Annotated in this window: 19 protein-coding genes, 1 tRNA gene and 1 pseudogene; 19 read left to right on the plus strand and 2 right to left on the minus strand. The window is 52.3% G+C overall.

The features are described 5' to 3' along the window. Positions 1-269: 269 nt before the first annotated feature. From AM379_RS12290 to dinB, 8 genes are all read left to right on the plus strand, one after another. A complete protein-coding gene (locus tag AM379_RS12290) occupies positions 270-1,613 on the plus strand; it encodes a Na(+)-translocating NADH-quinone reductase subunit A (protein ID WP_106503745.1) in 1,344 nt (447 codons plus the stop codon). A gap of 3 nt (positions 1,614-1,616) precedes the next feature. Next, positions 1,617-2,852: an NADH:ubiquinone reductase (Na(+)-transporting) subunit B gene (locus AM379_RS12295; protein WP_020882790.1), complete on the plus strand. Its 1,236-nt coding sequence runs from the start codon at positions 1,617-1,619 to the stop codon at positions 2,850-2,852. After that, on the plus strand, positions 2,845-3,639 hold the full coding sequence (locus AM379_RS12300; protein ID WP_020882789.1) for a Na(+)-translocating NADH-quinone reductase subunit C: 795 nt from the start codon (positions 2,845-2,847) through the stop codon (positions 3,637-3,639). Before AM379_RS12295 ends, AM379_RS12300 begins: the two co-directional genes overlap by 8 nt. Next, positions 3,632-4,270: an NADH:ubiquinone reductase (Na(+)-transporting) subunit D gene (locus AM379_RS12305; protein WP_025205100.1), complete on the plus strand. Its 639-nt coding sequence runs from the start codon at positions 3,632-3,634 to the stop codon at positions 4,268-4,270. The genes AM379_RS12300 and AM379_RS12305 overlap by 8 nt, the downstream gene beginning before the upstream one ends. 6 nt (positions 4,271-4,276) lie before the next feature. Continuing rightward, entirely contained in the window at positions 4,277-4,873 is a 597-nt protein-coding gene (nqrE, locus tag AM379_RS12310) for an NADH:ubiquinone reductase (Na(+)-transporting) subunit E (protein ID WP_014168762.1), read from the plus strand. Between the two features lie 10 nt (positions 4,874-4,883). Continuing rightward, on the plus strand, positions 4,884-6,107 hold the full coding sequence (nqrF, locus tag AM379_RS12315) for an NADH:ubiquinone reductase (Na(+)-transporting) subunit F (protein WP_025205098.1): 1,224 nt from the start codon (positions 4,884-4,886) through the stop codon (positions 6,105-6,107). Continuing rightward, positions 6,107-6,310, plus strand: a complete 204-nt coding sequence (gene nqrM, locus AM379_RS12320; RefSeq protein ID WP_020882787.1) for a (Na+)-NQR maturation NqrM — start codon at positions 6,107-6,109, stop codon at positions 6,308-6,310. The genes nqrF and nqrM overlap by 1 nt, the downstream gene beginning before the upstream one ends. Before the next feature lie 101 nt (positions 6,311-6,411). Next, positions 6,412-7,470, plus strand: a complete 1,059-nt coding sequence (gene dinB, locus AM379_RS12325; RefSeq protein WP_014168765.1) for a DNA polymerase IV — start codon at positions 6,412-6,414, stop codon at positions 7,468-7,470. A 54-nt stretch (positions 7,471-7,524) separates the two neighbouring features. Here dinB and pepD read toward each other — a convergent pair whose 3' ends face one another. Then, a complete protein-coding gene (pepD, locus tag AM379_RS12330) occupies positions 7,525-8,982 on the minus strand; it encodes a cytosol nonspecific dipeptidase (RefSeq protein WP_025205094.1) in 1,458 nt (485 codons plus the stop codon). Between the two features lie 260 nt (positions 8,983-9,242). Here pepD and gpt point away from each other — a divergent pair, with 260 nt between their 5' ends. From gpt to crl, 3 genes are all read left to right on the plus strand, one after another. Next, positions 9,243-9,701 carry a xanthine phosphoribosyltransferase gene (gene gpt / locus AM379_RS12335; RefSeq protein ID WP_010427903.1) on the plus strand — a complete coding sequence of 153 codons (459 nt, stop codon included), beginning with the start codon at positions 9,243-9,245 and terminating at the stop codon, positions 9,699-9,701. Between the two features lie 105 nt (positions 9,702-9,806). Beyond that, the gene (gene frsA / locus AM379_RS12340) at positions 9,807-11,051 is read left to right on the plus strand and encodes an esterase FrsA (protein ID WP_014168767.1); all 1,245 of its coding nucleotides are present in this window, start codon (positions 9,807-9,809) and stop codon (positions 11,049-11,051) included. A 57-nt stretch (positions 11,052-11,108) separates the two neighbouring features. Further along, a complete protein-coding gene (gene crl, locus AM379_RS12345; protein WP_020882784.1) occupies positions 11,109-11,510 on the plus strand; it encodes a sigma factor-binding protein Crl in 402 nt (133 codons plus the stop codon). Positions 11,511-11,624: 114 nt separating this feature from the next. Here the strand turns inward: crl and phoE are convergent, their stop codons facing one another. Beyond that, positions 11,625-12,677 (minus strand): phosphoporin PhoE, encoded by a 1,053-nt coding sequence (gene phoE / locus AM379_RS12350; RefSeq protein ID WP_014168769.1) that lies wholly within the window; start codon positions 12,675-12,677, stop codon positions 11,625-11,627. A 305-nt stretch (positions 12,678-12,982) separates the two neighbouring features. Between phoE and proB the strand changes: the two genes are divergently transcribed. The 8 genes and pseudogenes from proB to AM379_RS12380 all read left to right on the plus strand — a co-directional run bounded on the left by proB (position 12,983) and on the right by AM379_RS12380 (position 18,661). Further along, positions 12,983-14,086, plus strand: a complete 1,104-nt coding sequence (proB, locus tag AM379_RS12355) for a glutamate 5-kinase (protein ID WP_020882782.1) — start codon at positions 12,983-12,985, stop codon at positions 14,084-14,086. 11 nt (positions 14,087-14,097) lie between these two features. Then, entirely contained in the window at positions 14,098-15,351 is a 1,254-nt protein-coding gene (gene proA / locus AM379_RS12360) for a glutamate-5-semialdehyde dehydrogenase (protein WP_106503746.1), read from the plus strand. Between the two features lie 111 nt (positions 15,352-15,462). Next, positions 15,463-15,538 (plus strand) — tRNA-Thr (locus AM379_RS12365). 194 nt (positions 15,539-15,732) lie between these two features. Continuing rightward, positions 15,733-15,825: pseudogene (locus tag AM379_RS24345) on the plus strand (Arm DNA-binding domain-containing protein); the annotation flags it as partial. Between the two features lie 64 nt (positions 15,826-15,889). Further along, complete coding sequence (locus tag AM379_RS24350) at positions 15,890-16,075, plus strand: hypothetical protein (RefSeq protein ID WP_236900296.1); 186 nt, start codon at positions 15,890-15,892, stop codon at positions 16,073-16,075. 75 nt (positions 16,076-16,150) lie between these two features. After that, positions 16,151-16,279: a hypothetical protein gene (locus tag AM379_RS24500; protein ID WP_255320672.1), complete on the plus strand. Its 129-nt coding sequence runs from the start codon at positions 16,151-16,153 to the stop codon at positions 16,277-16,279. Positions 16,280-16,896: 617 nt separating this feature from the next. Then, entirely contained in the window at positions 16,897-17,985 is a 1,089-nt protein-coding gene (locus AM379_RS12375) for a hypothetical protein (protein WP_155962781.1), read from the plus strand. 1 nt (position 17,986) lies between these two features. After that, positions 17,987-18,661 (plus strand): hypothetical protein, encoded by a 675-nt coding sequence (locus tag AM379_RS12380; protein ID WP_032681606.1) that lies wholly within the window; start codon positions 17,987-17,989, stop codon positions 18,659-18,661. Positions 18,662-18,745: the final 84 nt, after the last annotated feature.

The following is an 18,745-nucleotide window of genomic DNA, read 5'->3' on the forward strand; positions in this document are numbered from 1 at the left end:
AAATTGCCAGGACGGCAAAAGAGACCCGAAATCAGATTATTCTGTTAGGTGCGCTCACATTAGCACCGCCATAGATTTTCGCAAGAGCCGGACGGTGAGTTTACAAATTAGTTTTACTTTATAAACCATCAAAATCGCGTTGGCTCCAGGAACTTTGCGTAATACCTCGCACTTTAGCGCCTGCAACCGAGGTTTTGGTGCCCGAAAAACAGCGAAAATGGTACACTTCGCCCCCTCTGGATTGAAGTTCATGGAAGCTTGCTAACCACATGTTTAAAATCAGAAAAGGACTTGATCTGCCGATTGCAGGCGTGCCCGAGCCGCACGTTTCGCCTGGCGCAAGTGTCCGCCATGTCGCCATTTTGGGCGACGACTACCTGGGAATGCGTCCCTCAATGCTGGTGCAGGAAGGCGATCGCGTCATTAAAGGACAGGCGCTCTTCGAGGACAAAAAAAATCCTGGCGTTATGTTTACGGCCCCCGCGAGCGGTACCGTGGTGGCAATCAATCGCGGTGAACGTCGCGTCCTGCAGTCGGTGGTTATCCGTATTGAAGGCGACGAACAACGTGAGTTTTCCCGTTTCGACGCAGCAGACCTCCCCGCCCTGAGCCGGGAAGCCGTTCAGGCACAACTGCTGGCGTCCGGCTTGTGGACGGCGTTTCGCACGCGACCTTTCAGCAAATCGCCTGTTCCGGATACGCTTCCGGCCGCTATTTTCGTCACTGCCATTGATACCAACCCGCTCAGCGCGGACCCGGAGCCCATTATTCTGGCGCAGCGTAACGCGTTTGATGCCGGGCTAACCGTGTTAACCCGTCTGACCTCGGGGAAGGTCCACGTCTGTCAGGCGGGCGGCGGCAAACTCGGGGGCCATCCGCAGGGGCAAGTTACGTTTAATGCGTTTGCAGGCCCGCACCCGGCGGGGTTAGTCGGAACGCATATCCACTTCCTGGAGCCGGTGAGCCTGACGAAACAGGTCTGGCATCTGAATTATCAGGACGTGATTGCCATTGGTAAGCTCTTTACCACCGGTGAACTGTGCGCTGAACGGGTGATCGCCCTCGGCGGGCCACAGGCAGCAAATCCACGCCTGGTGAAAACGCTGCTGGGTGCGGACATTAATGAACTGCTTGCCGGTGAAACGAAAGAGGGTGAAAACCGCCTGATTTCCGGCTCGGTGCTCAGTGGCCGTCATGCGGATGGCGCGCAGGCGTATCTTGGGCGCTTCCACTTGCAGGTCAGTGTGGTTCTGGAAGGTCGCGAGAAAGAGCTGTTCGGCTGGGTTCTGCCGGGCGCTGAGAAGTATTCCGTGACCCGCACTACCCTTGGGCACTTCCTGCGTCGCAAACTCTTTAATTTCTCGACCAGCACCCACGGCGGAGAGCGCGCCATGGTTCCGATTGGCAACTACGAGCGCGTTATGCCGCTGGATATTCTGCCAACTCTGCTACTGCGCGATCTACTGGCCGGCGACACCGACAGTGCCCAGGCGCTGGGGTGCCTCGAGCTTGACGAAGAAGATCTGGCGCTCTGTACCTATGTCTGTCCGGGAAAATACGAATATGGACCGGTATTGCGCGAGGTGTTAACCCGCATTGAGCAGGAAGGATAACTGATGGGCTTAAAACACCTCTTTGAAAAAATAGAGCCGCACTTTACGCACGGGAAGCTCAGGAAGTACTACCCGCTGTATGAAGCAACGGCGACCATTTTCTACACGCCGGGGCTGGTCACAAAAGGGGCGGCACACGTCCGCGATGCTATCGACCTCAAACGAATGATGATTCTGGTCTGGTTTGCGGTCTTCCCGGCCATGTTCTGGGGTATGTACAACGTTGGCCTGCAGACCATTCCGGCGCTGCATCATTTATATGATGCCCCACAGCTGGCTCAGGTTATCCAGTCGGACTGGCACTACCGACTGGCTCAGACATTGGGGGTCAGCTTTGCAGCCGATGCCGGCTGGATAAGCATGATGACGCTGGGAGCCGTATTCTTCCTGCCAATCTACATCACGGTGTTTATCGTGGGGGGCTTCTGGGAAGTGCTGTTCGCCATCATTCGCAAACATGAGATCAACGAAGGCTTCTTCGTGACGTCGATTCTGTTTGCCCTGATTGTTCCACCAACGCTGCCGCTTTGGCAGGCGGCACTGGGGATCAGTTTTGGCGTGGTGATTGCCAAGGAGATCTTCGGTGGCACCGGGCGCAACTTCCTCAACCCGGCACTGGCCGGGCGAGCTTTCCTGTTCTTTGCGTATCCGGCGCAAATCTCGGGCGACCTGGTGTGGACGGCCGCGGATGGGTTCTCGGGTGCGACGCCGCTTTCGCAGTGGGCCGCGCACGGGGGCGAAACGCTGGTTAACAACGCCACGGGTCAACCCGTGACCTGGCTGGATGCCTTTATTGGCAACATTCCCGGCTCTGTTGGGGAAGTTTCCACGCTGATGATTTTACTCGGTGGGGCCATCATTCTCTTCGGACGTGTTGCGTCGTGGCGCATTGTCGCAGGGGTAATGATTGGCATGGTATTAACAGCCACGATGTTTAATTTCATCGGTTCCGCCACCAACCCGATGTTCTCCATGCCCTGGTACTGGCATCTGGTGCTGGGTGGGTTCGCTTTCGGCATGATGTTCATGGCCACCGATCCTGTCTCTGCGTCCTTTACCGACAAAGGTAAATGGAGCTATGGCGTGCTCATTGGTGCGATGTGTGTCCTGATTCGTGTGGTCAACCCGGCTTATCCGGAAGGGATGATGTTGGCCATTCTGTTTGCCAATCTGTTTGCGCCGCTCTTCGACTATCTGGTCGTGCGCGCCAACATTAAGCGGAGGAAAGCGCGTGGCTGAAAGCAAGAATAACGACAGCATCGGCAAAACGCTGCTGGTGGTGCTGGTCCTTTGCCTGGTCTGTTCCATTGTCGTGGCTGGCTCTGCCGTGGGATTAAAACCACGGCAACAGGAGCAGCGTGCGCTGGATAAACAACGCAACATCCTGGCTGTGGCCGGGTTAATGCAGGAAGGGATGAGTACAGACGACGTGGCTGAACTCTTCGCGGAGCGAATTTCTGCGCGTCTGGTGGATTTAAAAACCGGCCAGTTGCTGGATAAAGACCCGACGAAATTTAACCAGGCGCTGGCACTGAAAGACCCTGAGATGAGCCTGACGCTGGAGGCATCGCAAGATCCCGCTGGCATCAAGCGTCGCAGTAACCTCGCCGAAATTTACCTTGTGCGCGATGAGCAGAAGCGGGTGCAGGAGGTCGTGCTGCCGATATACGGTAACGGGCTGTGGTCGATGATGTACGCCTTTGTGGCACTCGATACGGATGGCCGCACGGTGAAAGGGATTACCTATTATGACCAGGGCGAAACGCCGGGGCTCGGCGGTGAGGTTGAAAACCCTAACTGGCGCGCGCAGTTTGTCGGCAAGAAAGTGCTCGACGATAACGGCCTGCCTGCCCTGAAGGTGATGAAAGGGGCTGCGCGTCCGGGTGACGAATACGCCGTAGACGGACTTTCCGGGGCAACGCTCACGTCAAAAGGGGTGCAGCACAGTTTTGATTTCTGGATGGGCGAGCTGGGCTTTGGTCCTTTCCTGAAAAACGTACGTGAAGGAGCGCTGAACAATGGCTGATACGGGTGAACTGAAAGAAGTCAAAAAGGTGCTCATTGGCCCGCTGCTGGCGAATAACCCTATTACCTTACAGGTGCTGGGCGTCTGTTCGGCGCTGGCGGTTACGACAAAACTGGAAACCGCGCTGGTTATGACCGTCGCGGTCACGCTGGTGACGGCATTTTCCAGCATGTTTATCTCCATGATCCGCCACCACATCCCGAATAGCGTGAGGATCATTGTGCAGATGGCGATCATCGCGTCGCTGGTGATCGTGGTCGATCAGCTACTGCGTGCTTTCGCGTATGAAACGTCAAAACAGCTCTCGGTGTTTGTCGGCCTGATTATCACCAACTGCATCGTGATGGGGCGTGCCGAAGCTTATGCAATGAAAATGCCTCCGCTGGCGAGCTTTATGGACGGGATCGGTAACGGTCTCGGTTACGGCGTTATCCTGCTGACCGTTGGGTTCCTGCGCGAGCTGATTGGCAGCGGTAAGCTGTTTGGCGTCACGGTGCTGGACACGGTACAAAACGGCGGCTGGTATCTGCCAAACGGACTCTTCCTGCTGGCCCCAAGCGCATTTTTCATTATCGGTTTGCTGATCTGGCTGATTCGTACCCTGAAGCCAGAACAGCAGGAAAAGGAGTAACCGACGATGGCTCATTATCTGAGTTTATTTGTGCGCGCGGTGTTTGTTGAAAACATGGCACTCGCGTTTTTCCTGGGCATGTGTACGTTTCTTGCCGTTTCCAAAAAGGTATCGACGGCATTTGGTTTGGGTGTTGCGGTCACGGTGGTGCTCGGCTTATCTGTACCGATTAACAACCTGGTGTACAACTTTGTGCTGCGCGACGGTGCGCTGGTAGACGGTGTCGATCTCAGCTTCCTGAACTTCATCACCTTTATCGGTGTGATTGCGGCGCTGGTACAAATCCTGGAGATGATCCTCGACAGGTATTTCCCGTCGCTATACAACGCGCTGGGGATTTTTCTGCCGTTGATCGCGGTGAACTGCGCCATCTTTGGTGGCGTCTCGTTTATGGTTCAGCGTGATTACAACTTCAGTGAATCCGTTGTGTATGGTTTCGGCTCCGGCATCGGCTGGATGCTGGCTATCGTCACCATGGCGGGGATCCGCGAAAAAATGAAATATGCCAATGTGCCTGCGGGGTTACGTGGCTTAGGGATCACCTTTATCACCACCGGCCTGATGGCGCTGGGCTTTATGTCCTTCTCCGGTGTGCAGCTATAAGGGCTAACAGATGGAAATTATTCTTGGCGTGGTGATGTTCACGCTGATTGTACTGGTGTTGTCAGGGCTGATTCTGGCGGCACGCGCGAAGCTGGTGAATTCCGGCGACGTGGTGATTGATATCAACGGTGAGCCGCAAAACCAGATCCGCACGCCGGCGGGGGATAAACTGCTCAATACGCTCTCCGGTAACGGAATCTTTGTCTCCTCAGCCTGCGGTGGCGGTGGCTCCTGCGGTCAGTGCCGCGTCACGGTGAAAGAGGGGGGCGGGGATATTCTGCCCACTGAGCTGGCGCATATCACGAAGCGTGAGGCGAAAGAGGGCTGCCGTCTGGCCTGCCAGGTCGCGGTGCGCCAGGACATGAAAATTGAGCTGCCGGAAGAGATCTTCGGGGTCAAAAAATGGGAGTGCGAAGTTATCTCTAACGATAACAAAGCGACTTTCATTAAAGAGCTGAAGCTGCGCGTGCCGGAAGGGGAAGATGTTCCGTTCCGGGCTGGGGGATACATCCAGATTGAGTGCCCGGAGCACACCGTGGCGTATACGGACTTCGACGTTCCGGATGAGTACCGTGCCGACTGGGACAAATTCAATCTTTTCCGTTTTGTGTCTGACGTTAAAGAACCGACGCTTCGCGCCTACTCAATGGCCAACTACCCGGACGAGAAGGGCATCATTATGCTCAACGTGCGTATCGCCACGCCGCCGCCGAATGTGCCTGATGCACCCCCGGGCGTGATGTCGTCGTATATCTGGTCCCTGAAACCGGGAGATAAGGTGACCATCTCCGGTCCGTTTGGCGAGTTCTTTGCTAAAGAGACCGAGGCTGAAATGGTCTTTATCGGTGGTGGCGCGGGCATGGCACCGATGCGTTCGCACATTTTTGACCAGCTCAAGCGCCTCGGAAGCAAGCGCAAAATCAGCTTCTGGTACGGGGCACGCTCGCTGCGAGAGATGTTCTATGATGATGAGTTTGAGCAACTGGCGCGTGAAAACCCAAACTTCACCTTCCATGTGGCCCTCTCCGATCCGCAACCGGAAGATAACTGGACCGGCCACACGGGGTTCATCCACAACGTGCTTTATGAAAACTACCTCAAGCAGCATCCTGCGCCAGAGGATTGCGAATTTTACATGTGTGGGCCGCCAGTGATGAACGCTGCAGTCATTAAGATGCTAAAAGATCTGGGTGTGGAAGATGAGAACATCCTGCTGGATGACTTCGGGGGGTGATGATGCTGACGTTTCTGGCAACTTTCGCGGTTTTTTTGCTTGTTGTACTCGGCATGTCTCTGGGCTGGATCATAAAGCGTAAAAGCATTCAGGGCAGCTGTGGTGGTATCTCCGCGCTCGGGATGGAAAAAGTGTGCGACTGCCCCGAACCCTGCGACGCCCGTAAAAAACGCATGGCGCGCGAGGCCCGGCGGATCCTGTAGTGAGTCCGGTGTTTCCCCTCTTCCTGGAGGAGAGGGGAAACACACTTCTCAACTCTCATTTCTTTACTGTATACTTATCCAGTGATGAGTGAGGGCTTACTATGCGCAAAATTATCCATGTCGATATGGACTGCTTTTTTGCCGCAGTGGAAATGCGTGACAATCCGGCGCTGCGGGATATACCTATTGCGATTGGCGGTAGCCGTGTCCAGCGCGGTGTGATCAGCACCGCCAACTACCCTGCGCGCAAATTTGGCGTGCGCAGCGCTATGCCAACTGCCATGGCGCTAAAGCTGTGCCCTCATCTCACGCTGTTGCCCGGCCGATTTGAAGCCTACAAAGAAGCCTCCCTGCATATCCGCGAGATCTTCTCTCGCTATACCTCGCTGATTGAACCTCTGTCACTGGACGAAGCCTACCTGGATGTCACTGACAGCCTGCACTGCCACGGCTCCGCAACGTTAATGGCGCAGGAGATCCGCCGGACTATCTTTAACGAGCTCAATCTGACCGCTTCCGCGGGCGTCGCACCGGTGAAATTTCTCGCCAAAATAGCGTCTGATTTGAATAAACCCGATGGTCAGTACGTCATCACTCCGGAAGAGGTTCCGGCGTTTTTAAAAACGCTGCCGCTCGGCAAAATCCCCGGCGTGGGGAAAGTGTCTGCTGCAAAGCTGGAAAGTATGGGATTACGGACCTGTGAAGATGTACAGCGAAGCGATCTGGCCATGCTGCTTAAGCGTTTCGGTAAGTTTGGTCGCGTGCTGTGGGAGCGCAGTCAGGGAATTGATGAGCGCAGCGTGAGCAGTGAGCGGCTGCGTAAATCGGTCGGGGTTGAACGCACGCTGATGGAAGATATCCATGACTGGTCCGAGTGTGAAGTCATTATCACTGACCAACTTTATCCCGAACTGGAGCGGCGGTTAGCGAAAGTAAAACCCGATCTGCTGATTGCCCGTCAGGGCGTTAAGCTGAAGTTTAATGATTTCCAGCAGACGACGCAGGAGCATGTCTGGCCGCGACTGAATAAAGACGATCTTATCGCCACCGCGAGAAAAGCCTGGGAAGAGCGGCGGGCAGGGCGGGGAGTGAGGCTGGTGGGGTTACACGTGACGCTGCTGGACCCGCAACTGGAGCGGCAGCTGGTATTGGGGTTATAGCAGGCGGATTTGTCAGCCCGGCAGGCAACGTGCTACCGGGCATCATACGGCGAATTACTTAGCAGGGATCGCTTTCAGCAGTTCAGTCAGCAGAGTCCAGTAATGACCCACGCTTTCAATATGAACCTGCTCATCCGGCGAGTGCGGACCGGTAATGGTTGGCCCGATAGACACCATGTCCATGTTCGGATACGGTTTCTTGAACAGACCACACTCCAGACCGGCGTGGATCACCTGAATGTTCGGGGTACTGTTGAACAGACGTTGGTAAGTTTCACGCACCAGCGCCATCACCGGCGAACTGGCATCCGGCTGCCAGCCTGGGTAGCTACCTTTTGCGGAGGTGCGTGCACCCGCCAGTTTACCCAGAGACTCCAGCATGCTCACCACATACTCTTTACCGCTGTCGATAAGCGAGCGGATCAGGCAGATGATCTCCGCGCTGTCATCGCTCATGGTGACCACGCCCACGTTCAGGGAGGTTTCAACCACGCCTTTCGCGACGTCTGAGTTACGAATCACGCCGTTTGGCGTCGCGTTCAGCAGCTGAACGAAGGCGTCACGAGACGGGGAGGTCAGCGCCGCTTTGTCGGTAGTCACGGACTCGAGCACCACGGTCAGGTTCTTCTCTTTCGCTGACAGTTCGTTTTTCAGGATATCCAGGTACACGCTGGAAAGCTTTTTCAGCTCGTCAGCTTTTGCAGCGGGTACTGCCACGGTCGTGAAGGCTTCACGCGGAATGGCATTGCGCAGTGTGCCGCCGTTGAAATCCACCAGACGCAGATCCAGCTCAGCCGCGTGGCCAGCCAGGAAGCGTGCCAGCAGTTTGTTGGCGTTGCCCAGACCCAGGTGAATATCACCACCGGAGTGACCGCCTTTCAGCCCTTTCAGCGTCAGCTTGAAGGTCTGGAAACCAGCAGGGATCGCTTCGCGGGACAGTGGCAGGGTCGTGATGAAATCAATCCCGCCGGCGCAGCCCATGTAGATCTCACCCTCTTCTTCAGAGTCGGTGTTGATCAGAATGTCCGCCTGCAGCCAGTTCGCCTGCAGACCGAACGCGCCGTCCATGCCTGCTTCTTCCGTCATGGTCAGCAGCACTTCCAGCGGACCGTGCTCAACGCTGTCGTCCGCCAGGACCGCCAGAGCAGACGCCATGCCAATGCCGTTATCTGCACCAAGGGTCGTGCCGCGCGCTTTCACCCAGTCGCCATCGATGTAAGGCTGGATAGGGTCTTTGGTGAAGTCGTGAACGGTGTCGTTGTTTTTCTGTGGAACCATGTCCAGGTGCGCCTGCAGCACAACCGGTTTACGGTTTTCCATGCCTGCGGTCGCCGGTTTGCGGATCAGAATGTTGCCAACCTGGTCGCGTTCAGCATGCAGACCTTTTTCCTTCGCCCAGCCCATAATATGTTCGGCAAGCTGTTCTTCATGGTAGGAAGGGTGGGGAATGGAACAGATTTTGGCAAAAATATCCCACAGTGGCTGTGGAGATAATTGAGACAGTTCAGACACGATAAGTCTCCTTGTCGATGCCCTGCAAAGCGAGTTGCAGGTCACAGGGTTAGCAGGTTAATAGTTACCACAAGACAGGCTTGCGAGATGCAACTGAGAATACCACTTTCTCCGGTGGCTGGTAGCATAAAGCATGTAAAAACTCAGGCTCCGGGCGCTAAACACTGGTTTTTAGTGCGCCAGATCTCTATAATCTCGCGCAACCTATTTCCCCCTCGAACACTTTTTAAGCCGTATACAAACAGGCTGGGACACTTCACATGAGCGAAAAATACGTCGTCACCTGGGACATGTTGCAGATTCACGCACGCAAACTGGCTGCGCGTCTGATGCCTTCAGAACAGTGGAAAGGCATTATTGCCGTCAGCCGTGGCGGTCTGGTACCGGGGGCGTTGCTGGCACGTGAGCTGGGTATTCGTCATGTCGATACCGTATGCATCTCCAGCTATGACCATGACAACCAGCGTGAGCTGACCGTGCTGAAACGTGCGGAAGGTGACGGTGAAGGCTTCATCGTTATCGACGACCTGGTTGATACCGGCGGTACCGCGGTGGCTATCCGCGAAATGTATCCAAAAGCCCACTTCGTCACCATCTTCGCGAAGCCAGCAGGCCGTCCGCTGGTTGACGATTACGTGATTGATATCCCTCAGGATACCTGGATTGAACAGCCATGGGATATGGGCGTGGTATTCGTACCGCCAATCTCTGGTCGTTAATTCTCTTACGCACTTATTTAACGCCCGGTGATACCGGGCGTTGTTTTTTTTAGTCTGACGCGCGTTACAATGGTCTCTATATGACGTATTCATGGAGGCAACGTAATGACGCAGGCGAATCTCACCGAGACTCTCTTCAAACCCCGTTTCAAACATCCTGAAACGTCGACGCTGGTGCGCCGGTTTAATCCGGGGACCATGCCTGCCGTCCAGTCTGCATTAGACGGTAAAAACGTGCCCCACTGGTACCGCATGATTAACCGTCTGATGTGGATCTGGCGCGGTATTGATCCCCGTGAAATCCTTGATGTGCAGGCGCGTATCGTGATGAGCGAAGCCGAGCGCACCGACAGTGAACTCTACGATACGGTCGTGGGTTATCGCGGGGGAAACTGGATCTACGAATGGTCTAAACAGGCGATGCTCTGGCAGCAAAAAGCCAGCCAGGAAGAGGATGCCACGCTCAGCGGCAAACACTGGCTGCATGCGGCCAACCTCTATGCTATTGCCGCATACCCGCATTTGAAAGGTGATGAGCTGGCCGAGCAGGCTCAGGCGCTGGCGAATCGCGCCTACGAAGAGGCCGCTCAACGCTTGCCGGGCCGGATGCGCGAGCTGGAGTTTACCATCCCGGGTGGCGCGCCCGTCACCGGGTTCCTGCATATGCCAGAAGGCGAAGGCCCGTTCCCGACCGTTCTGATGTGCGGCGGGCTGGATTCACTGCAAATCGACTATTACAGCCTGTATGAGCGTTACTTCGCACCAAAAGGGATCGCGATGCTGACGCTGGATATGCCCTCAATTGGCTTTTCATCCAAATGGAAACTGACTCAGGACTCGAGTCTTCTGCACCAGCATGCATTAAAAGCGCTGGAAAACATTCCATGGGTTGACCACACGCGTGTTGCTGCATTTGGCTTCCGCTTTGGCGCCAACGTCGCCGTGCGTCTGGCTTACCTTGAAGCTTCACGCCTGAAGGCCGTCGCCTGTCTCGGTCCGGTGGTGCACGCTCTGCTCAGCGATCCGACCCGGCAGGGCCGCGTGCCGGAAATGTACCTTGATGTGCTGGCCAGTCGCCTTGGCATGCATGATGCATCAGACGAAGCGCTGCGCGTTGAACTCAATCGTTACTCGCTAAAAACGCAGGGGTTGCTGGGACGGCGTTGCCCTACGCCGATGATGTCAGGGTACTGGAAAAACGATCCCTTCAGTCCCGAAGAGGAGTCACGCTTAATCACTTCGTCATCTGCGGATGGCAAATTGCTTGAGGTACCGTTCAGCCCGGTGTACCAGAATTTTGACAAAGCATTGAGAGAGATCACACGCTGGATCGCGCAGAGATTGTGTTAATAGATTGCTAAATTTTGCTGGTTTGGTAAAACAGTGGCTTCACAAAAGGAGATCGCAATGACGTTACCGAGTGGACACCCGAAAAGTAGACTGATCAAGAAGTTTATGGCTCTCGGCCCGTATATTCGAGAAGAGCAGTGTGAAGAAAATCGCTTTTTTTTCGACTGCCTGGCTGTATGCGTCAACGTGAAGCCTGCACCCGAAAAACGTGAATTCTGGGGCTGGTGGATGGAAATGGAAGCGGAAGAAAAACGTTTTACGTATAGCTACCAGTTCGGCCTGTTTAATAAAGACGGCTACTGGCAAACAGCCCCCATCAAAGACCAGGAAGTGATCGACCGCCTGGAGCATACTTTGAAAGAGTACCTCGAAAAGGCAAGAGCACTGCTGGCCACCCTGGATCTGAAGCTTGAACCCGCGGATAACTTTTCCAGCGAAGCGGTTAAGCTGACGGCGTAATCGCGATATTTCTCCCTCTCTCTTCGCGAGGGATGGGGTGAGGGCAGTAAAGCCGACCCCCTCCAGGCAAAAAAAATCCCGGCATTTGCGCCGGGATTTTTTATTTCAACAATATCAGAACTGGTAGGTCATACCCAGAGCAACGATGTCATCGCTGCTCACGCCCAGTTTATTGTCGTCATCAATCTGGTTGATTTTATAATCAACAAACGCGGACATATTCTTGTTGAAATAATAGGTCGCGCCCACGTCGATGTATTTCACCAGATCTTCGTCACCCACACCTTCGATATCCTTGCCTTTAGACTGGACATAACCCAGGGACGGACGCAGACCGAAATCGAACTGGTATTGTGCAACAACTTCAAAGTTCTGAGCCTTATTCGCAAAACCACCCGAAATTGGGGTCATATTACGGGTTTCAGAGTACATCGCTGCCAGATAAATATCGTTAGCGTCATATTTCAGACCGGTTGCCCATGCTTCCGCTTTTTTACCTTCACCGCGCGTCAGCAGGTTTTGTGCGTTAGTACGGTCAGAGTTGGTGTAGGCACCGCTGACGGCGAAGTCGCTGCCACCGAAGTCATAGGTCAGAGAGGTACCGAAACCGTCACCGTTCTGTTTTTTGACATCGCGGTTTTCGTTTTTGCCCTGATACTGCAGGGTCATATCCAGGCCATCAACCGCACCGAAGAAGTCGGTGTTACGGTAGGTGGCAAGACCGCTCGCACGTTTGGTCATGAAGTTATCAGTCTGGGCTGAAGAGTCACCACCGAACTCAGGGAACATATCGGTCCAGGCTTCAACGTCGTACAGTGCGCCCAGGTTACGACCGTAATCCAGAGAGCCAATGTCTTTCAGTTTCAGACCAGCAAACGCCAGACGGGTTTTCTGTGTAGAGTCGCTTTCGGCTTTGTTACCGGCAAATTCAGCTTCCCAACGGCCATAGCCCGTCAGCTGATCGTTAATCTGTGTTTCGCCTTTAAAACCGAAACGGACGTAAGTCTGGTCACCATCTTTAGTGTCATCATCGCTGATGTAGTGCATTGCTTTAACTTTGCCGTATACGTCCAGTTTATTACCGTTTTTATTATAAACTTCGGCTGCGTGTACAGATGCGGAAGCCACAACGCCCATTACCACTAATGCCAGTGTGCTCTTTTTCATTTTCGATCCTGTCTTATAAACGCGCTAAAAAAATTCGCTGGACGATAAGCTCATGCTTAAGTCCCGTGAAAAAACAGAAAGGGTTTTAACGTTACGCAATGAAACTTTTATGACAAATTAAGAATAATTTTAAAAAACTGTGATTTATTATTTCGGTAATAAAACTGTCAAATTTTGCCGCTACGCTTCCTGATCCCGCGCAACAAAGTGTTTCGCGATGTGCTAAGGCAGTTGGCAACGGGGCTGACACCTGTTAAAACGTTCGTTTGACATCATTTTCCCTTATCGTTGAACGGCAGAGAATCATGAGTGACAGCCAGACGCTGGTGGTAAAACTCGGTACCAGTGTTTTAACAGGCGGATCGCGCCGCCTTAATCGCGCCCACATTGTTGAGCTTGTACGTCAGTGCGCTCAGTTGCATGCCGCAGGGCATCGTATTGTAATTGTGACCTCCGGGGCGATTGCCGCCGGGCGTGAACACCTGGGTTACCCCGAACTCCCCGCGACGATCGCCTCGAAACAGCTGCTGGCCGCCGTGGGACAAAGCCGACTCATTCAACTCTGGGAACAGCTATTTTCTATCTATGGCATCCACGTCGGGCAGATGCTGCTGACGCGTGCGGATATGGAAGACCGGGAGCGTTTCCTGAACGCGCGCGATACGCTGCGCGCGCTGCTGGATAACAACATCGTTCCCGTCATTAACGAAAACGATGCCGTTGCCACCGCTGAAATCAAAGTGGGTGATAACGATAACCTCTCGGCGCTGGCCGCGATTCTGGCAGGCGCTGATAAATTACTGCTCCTGACCGACCAGCAGGGGCTCTTCACCGCCGACCCGCGTTCAAATCCGGACGCTGAACTGATTACCGATGTACACGGTATCGACGATGCGCTACGCGCCATCGCAGGTGACAGCGTTTCAGGCCTCGGGACCGGCGGGATGGGGACCAAACTGCAGGCTGCAGACGTGGCATGCCGTGCCGGTATCGACACCATCATTGCCGCGGGCAGCCGTCCTGGCGTGATTGGCGACGTGATGGAAGGCATCTCCGTGGGAACCCGCTTCCACGCGCAGGCCTCCCCGCTGGAGAACCGCAAACGCTGGATCTTTGGCGCACCGCCGGCAGGCGAACTCACCGTTGATGAAGGGGCGACCGCCGCAATTCTGGAAAGAGGGAGCTCATTACTTCCTAAAGGAATTAAAAGCGTGACAGGCAACTTCTCACGTGGTGAAGTGATCCGTATCCGTAATCTCGAAGGTCGTGACATCGCCCACGGCGTAAGCCGCTACAACAGCGATGCCCTGCGCCGTATTGCGGGTCACCATTCGCAGCAGATCGACGCCATTCTGGGTTATGAATATGGCCCGGTTGCCGTGCATCGTGATGACATGATTATTCGTTAAGGAGCCAGAAAATGCTGGAACAAATGGGCGCAGCCGCGAAGGCCGCCTCTTACAAACTGGCGCTCCTTTCCAGCCGCGATAAAAACCGCGTGCTGGAAAAAATCGCTGATTATCTGGAATCGCAGTCGCAGGAGATTCTGCTCGCCAACGAGCAGGATCTGCTGGAAGCGCGTCGCAATGGCCTGAGCGAAGCAATGCTTGACCGCCTGGCGCTGACCCCGGCACGTCTGAAAGGCATCTCTGACGATGTCCGCCAGGTCTGCAATCTTGCCGATCCGGTAGGTCAGGTCATTGACGGTGGGCTGCTCGACAGCGGGCTGCGCCTTGAGCGTCGTCGCGTGCCGCTGGGCGTGATTGGCGTGATCTATGAAGCCCGTCCCAACGTTACGGTTGATGTCGCTTCCCTGTGCCTGAAGACCGGCAACGCCGCCATTCTGCGTGGCGGGAAAGAGACCTGGCGTACCAACGCCGCGACCGTAAACGTTATCCAGCAGGCGCTGGAGGAGTGCGGCCTGCCGGCAGGTGCCGTACAGGCAATCGAGAGCCCGGACCGTGCGCTGGTGAACGAGATGCTGCGTATGGATAAATACATCGACATGCTGATCCCACGCGGTGGCGCGGGCCTGCACAAGCTGTGCCGTGAGCAGTCGACCATTCCTGTGATCACGGGCGGTATCGGCGTGTGCCATATCGTGGTCGATGACAGTGCCGAGATTGAACCGGCGCTGAAGATTATCGTCAATGCCAAAACCCAGCGTCCAAGCACCTGTAATACGGTTGAAACGCTGCTGGTGCATCAGGGCATCGCCAATACCTTCCTGCCTGCTCTGAGCAAACAGATGGCCGAAAGCGGCGTGACGCTGCATGCGGATGCCAATGCGCTGGCATTGCTGAAAGACGGCCCGGCGACGGTGGTACCGGTGAAAGCAGAACAGTATGACGACGAGTTTCTGTCGCTGGATTTGAACGTGAAGGTGGTTGCGAGTCTTGACGATGCCATTGCTCACATCCGTGAACATGGTACCCAGCACTCGGATGCGATTCTGACGCGTACCCTGCGCAATGCCGATCGCTTTGTGAATGAGGTGGACTCCTCCGCCGTGTACGTGAATGCCTCAACCCGCTTCACCGACGGTGGCCAGTTCGGCCTGGGCGCAGAAGTTGCTGTCAGCACGCAAAAACTGCATGCAAGAGGCCCGATGGGCCTGGAAGCACTGACCACTTACAAGTGGATCGGCTTCGGTGATGATACGATTCGTGCGTAAATAATCACGGGTGATGCAAAAATAGCCGTTTGATTCAAAAGGGCATTGACGCATCACCCGGTTAGATCTAACCTTTTGCCCCGTGGTTACGCTCGTAACCGGCCTTTCAGGGCCGATATAGCTCAGTTGGTAGAGCAGCGCATTCGTAATGCGAAGGTCGTAGGTTCGACTCCTATTATCGGCACCATTCTAACGTCTCCCCAAGTCTACTAAAGTTCACCAAAATCCCTTATATCCTGCGCTTTGAAACCCTTTTAGTATCTCCACGTCTACTAAAATCCCCTGATAATCAATGGTCAGTTGGTACAAGGGTACTTGTAGTTCGGTCTTAAGTAGGTATCTCCAGGTGAAACTAAATGCCACTAAGAGAAGGCCTACAAGTTGTCCGATGGTGATGGTCGGTATTTTCTGATCAAACCTTATGGCGGCAAATACTGGCGCTTAAAATATCATGTAGCCAGTATAGAGAAGCTGGGTTAGTCGGCAGAAGATTTACAGCTGGATATCCCGCGGTGAAATTGTTATTTCAGGCGATAAAGTGGATGTCGAAGCATCGCAGACTAAACAAAATCCCGCCGGTGCTGGCGAAGACCTGACTGAAATGACGTGGGCGCAGGTCGCCGCATGGGTATGGGAGCATGACGGCGGGAAAGCGCTGCTGGCAGATATGGATGCTGGCCAGCGGATAGAGGCAGCTGCCGCTGAGCTGGGTTTTGATGTTTAGCACGAGCCGGAAGAGCAACTACTGATTCTCTTCCGGCCGGATGAAGAAACCCACAGCTTCTATGGCAAAGATCACATGGCTGGTGGTCTGCGTTTCCTGCGTTCCGAGCTGGCCTATGTGGCCGCAATGCATCCCGACACCCAGGATGACTGGAGCGAAACAGGATTAAAGGCACTCTGTCTGCTGGCAGGTGAAAAACTGTAAACCCCCGGCCAAACCTAGCTCCTCTAACTTGACACTTTTTCGTGAAAAACAGGGAAAAGTGTCAACCCAACCTAACGGATCCTAACGCTCACGCACAACAGCTGCAGCCAACGCGTAAAGGGCTGATGCGAAGCAGGGCAGGTGTCAGCCTGTTATGGTTTGTTATGCCTTACTAGGGGAAAGTGTCAACTGCTACTGCTTCAGAAAGCTTCAGCTGCGGGAACACAGGAGGGGAGGTGTTTAGCACTCCCCCTTTGCAACCATCCTCGAGCCTCTTTCAGATCGCTGTTCTGGTTTGCCCGGAAGCTGGCGTTCAGATTGAGTTGTCAAAATTTTTCACCAACCGGCACCGTCAGTGAGAGTTTTTGGCTGTTAAAGCTTTAATTTACAGTTGATCTAGGGAGTTAAATCGTAGGATTTGCGTTATGTCTAACTTCTACAAGTTAGCTCTCAAGCATAGGGTGGGAAATAACAAAGTTTTTTTTAACCGCAGTTATTGCTTTGATAACATTAAATATTGTATGGCTAATAATAGTAATGTACTAATACTATGATTTTAGGTAGTTTTTAATTTCTTTCTTTTTTGCAGTTTATGTACTATAAAAAGAAAAAAACTATTGGAAACTACAATGCAACGGAAGATAAGAGTTGAGTCAGTTAACCTCAATGCTAAATGCTGGGTTGTGCGCCCGGGGACGCGTTATAAGTTTGCTAAAGAGTTTATTTCAGAAAGTTTTGTTGCAATAGGCCATTTAGATGGATATTTGTTTGGAGAGAAAAGGGAAATTTCATCTGCTCAAGATCTTCAAACAATTGATGAAGTCATTAACTCCCCTAGGTTTACAAGAAATGTAAAGTCGCAAGTGCTTAATTTTATAGATGATATGAACGTTGGAGATGTCATTTTCACAATGACATCCAATCAGATCATTCCTGGTGTTATTAAGTCTGAAGCATATTTTGATCCTACTACTATTAGATTCCAACAAAACACTGACGAAACATTTTCAATTAGAAGAGATGTTGAGTGGGGCTCTATAATAGACAGAAAGGATGTTCCTCTCACAATTTCTAGAAGTTTTCTTGCATACCAGGCCGTATTCTCATTAGGTGATTACTCAACAGAGGTTTTCCACTGGCTTTCTTCATTCTTTATTAATGAAGATGGTTACTATAGTAGTTTGAGGATCGAGCAGAAAGATTCAATCAATCATCATGCTTTAAAAACATTATCCGAAGTAATTGATAGGATTCAAGTAATATCATTATTAGCTGAAAATAGCGAATTGAACGATGATATTTCTCTTGAGTATCTGCAAGAGCAAATGGAAAAGATGTATGAAGAAGGTAAGCTAACTCTTACTGCTCAACAAATGTTGATGTCTCCTGGGGATTTCTGGCTTGGATTAAAGACAAAATCAAAAAGATCTGGTGTAATATTCTTGTTGCTAATGGCAATGATTGTTGGAGAAATAGACAATGTTGCATTCGCAAGTGAAGCTTATAAAGCAGAGGTTCCAGTAGCACAGGCTATAATCGCGAAACATTCAGATGTTATTATGAAAGGGATTAATATTGATAAAATGAAATCCCAGTTAATGCTTGAAACTAAAAAGCAGAACAACAAATTCGTTGAGGCAAATCCCAATGATTATGATGAAGGAGATATTCCTAAGGATATCGATCCTCCTATAGTGAGTAATTAAAATGTTTATGACAATAATAGAGGTTGTTGCATTTATTATATTATCCCTAGGGGCTATTTTCATAATAGGAATATTGTGTTCAAATTCAGTAAATTCAAATTCAGCTAGAAAAATTTCAGCTGATGATTTCAATAAGATAGCTGTGGCGCTTGGTGCTATTGCGACTGTTGCATGGGGTTTGTTCACCTACGGGGCATTAGAACAAAGAGATAAGGCCAAAGCTGAGCTTATTGATTTAAAGAACCGCATAAAAGATACAGAATCAACCTCATTTGAAGTTGAAGCTCCGTTTATAAAAGGTGATGGTTTTTTTTATATTACACCGACTGTGACAGTAAAAAATAATAGCAATACCGCTATATATGTTAAGCTTGACCAAGACTCATTATCTGTAACGAGAGTGGTTGCTAAGGGAGATCAACCTATCCCCTTAGAAACATTCAATCCAATTTTTTATCAAACAATTACTAAAGACGGTAAAGCCCCTCTTTCAAATATAACAATTCCTATAGGTGCAGAGCGTAAATTTAATTACCTTGTGCAAACAAACTATCCTGGTATGTATTACATTACATTCACAGCTAGTGCAATGGACAGTAGTGGTAATCTTATCAATAAAACATATGATGGGAAGCCAGTGAAGTGGTTCTCATCAGCTTATGTTTATCTTAAATAACGTTCATCTGGTATTATACTATAAGCTAAACTGTATCGTAATATTACCCTTAAGGACTCATACCTCTGTGATTCCAACTGATTT

The organism is Enterobacter cloacae complex sp. FDA-CDC-AR_0132 (genome assembly GCF_003010695.1).
In the GTDB taxonomy this organism is placed as follows: Bacteria; Pseudomonadota; Gammaproteobacteria; order Enterobacterales; family Enterobacteriaceae; genus Enterobacter; species Enterobacter ludwigii.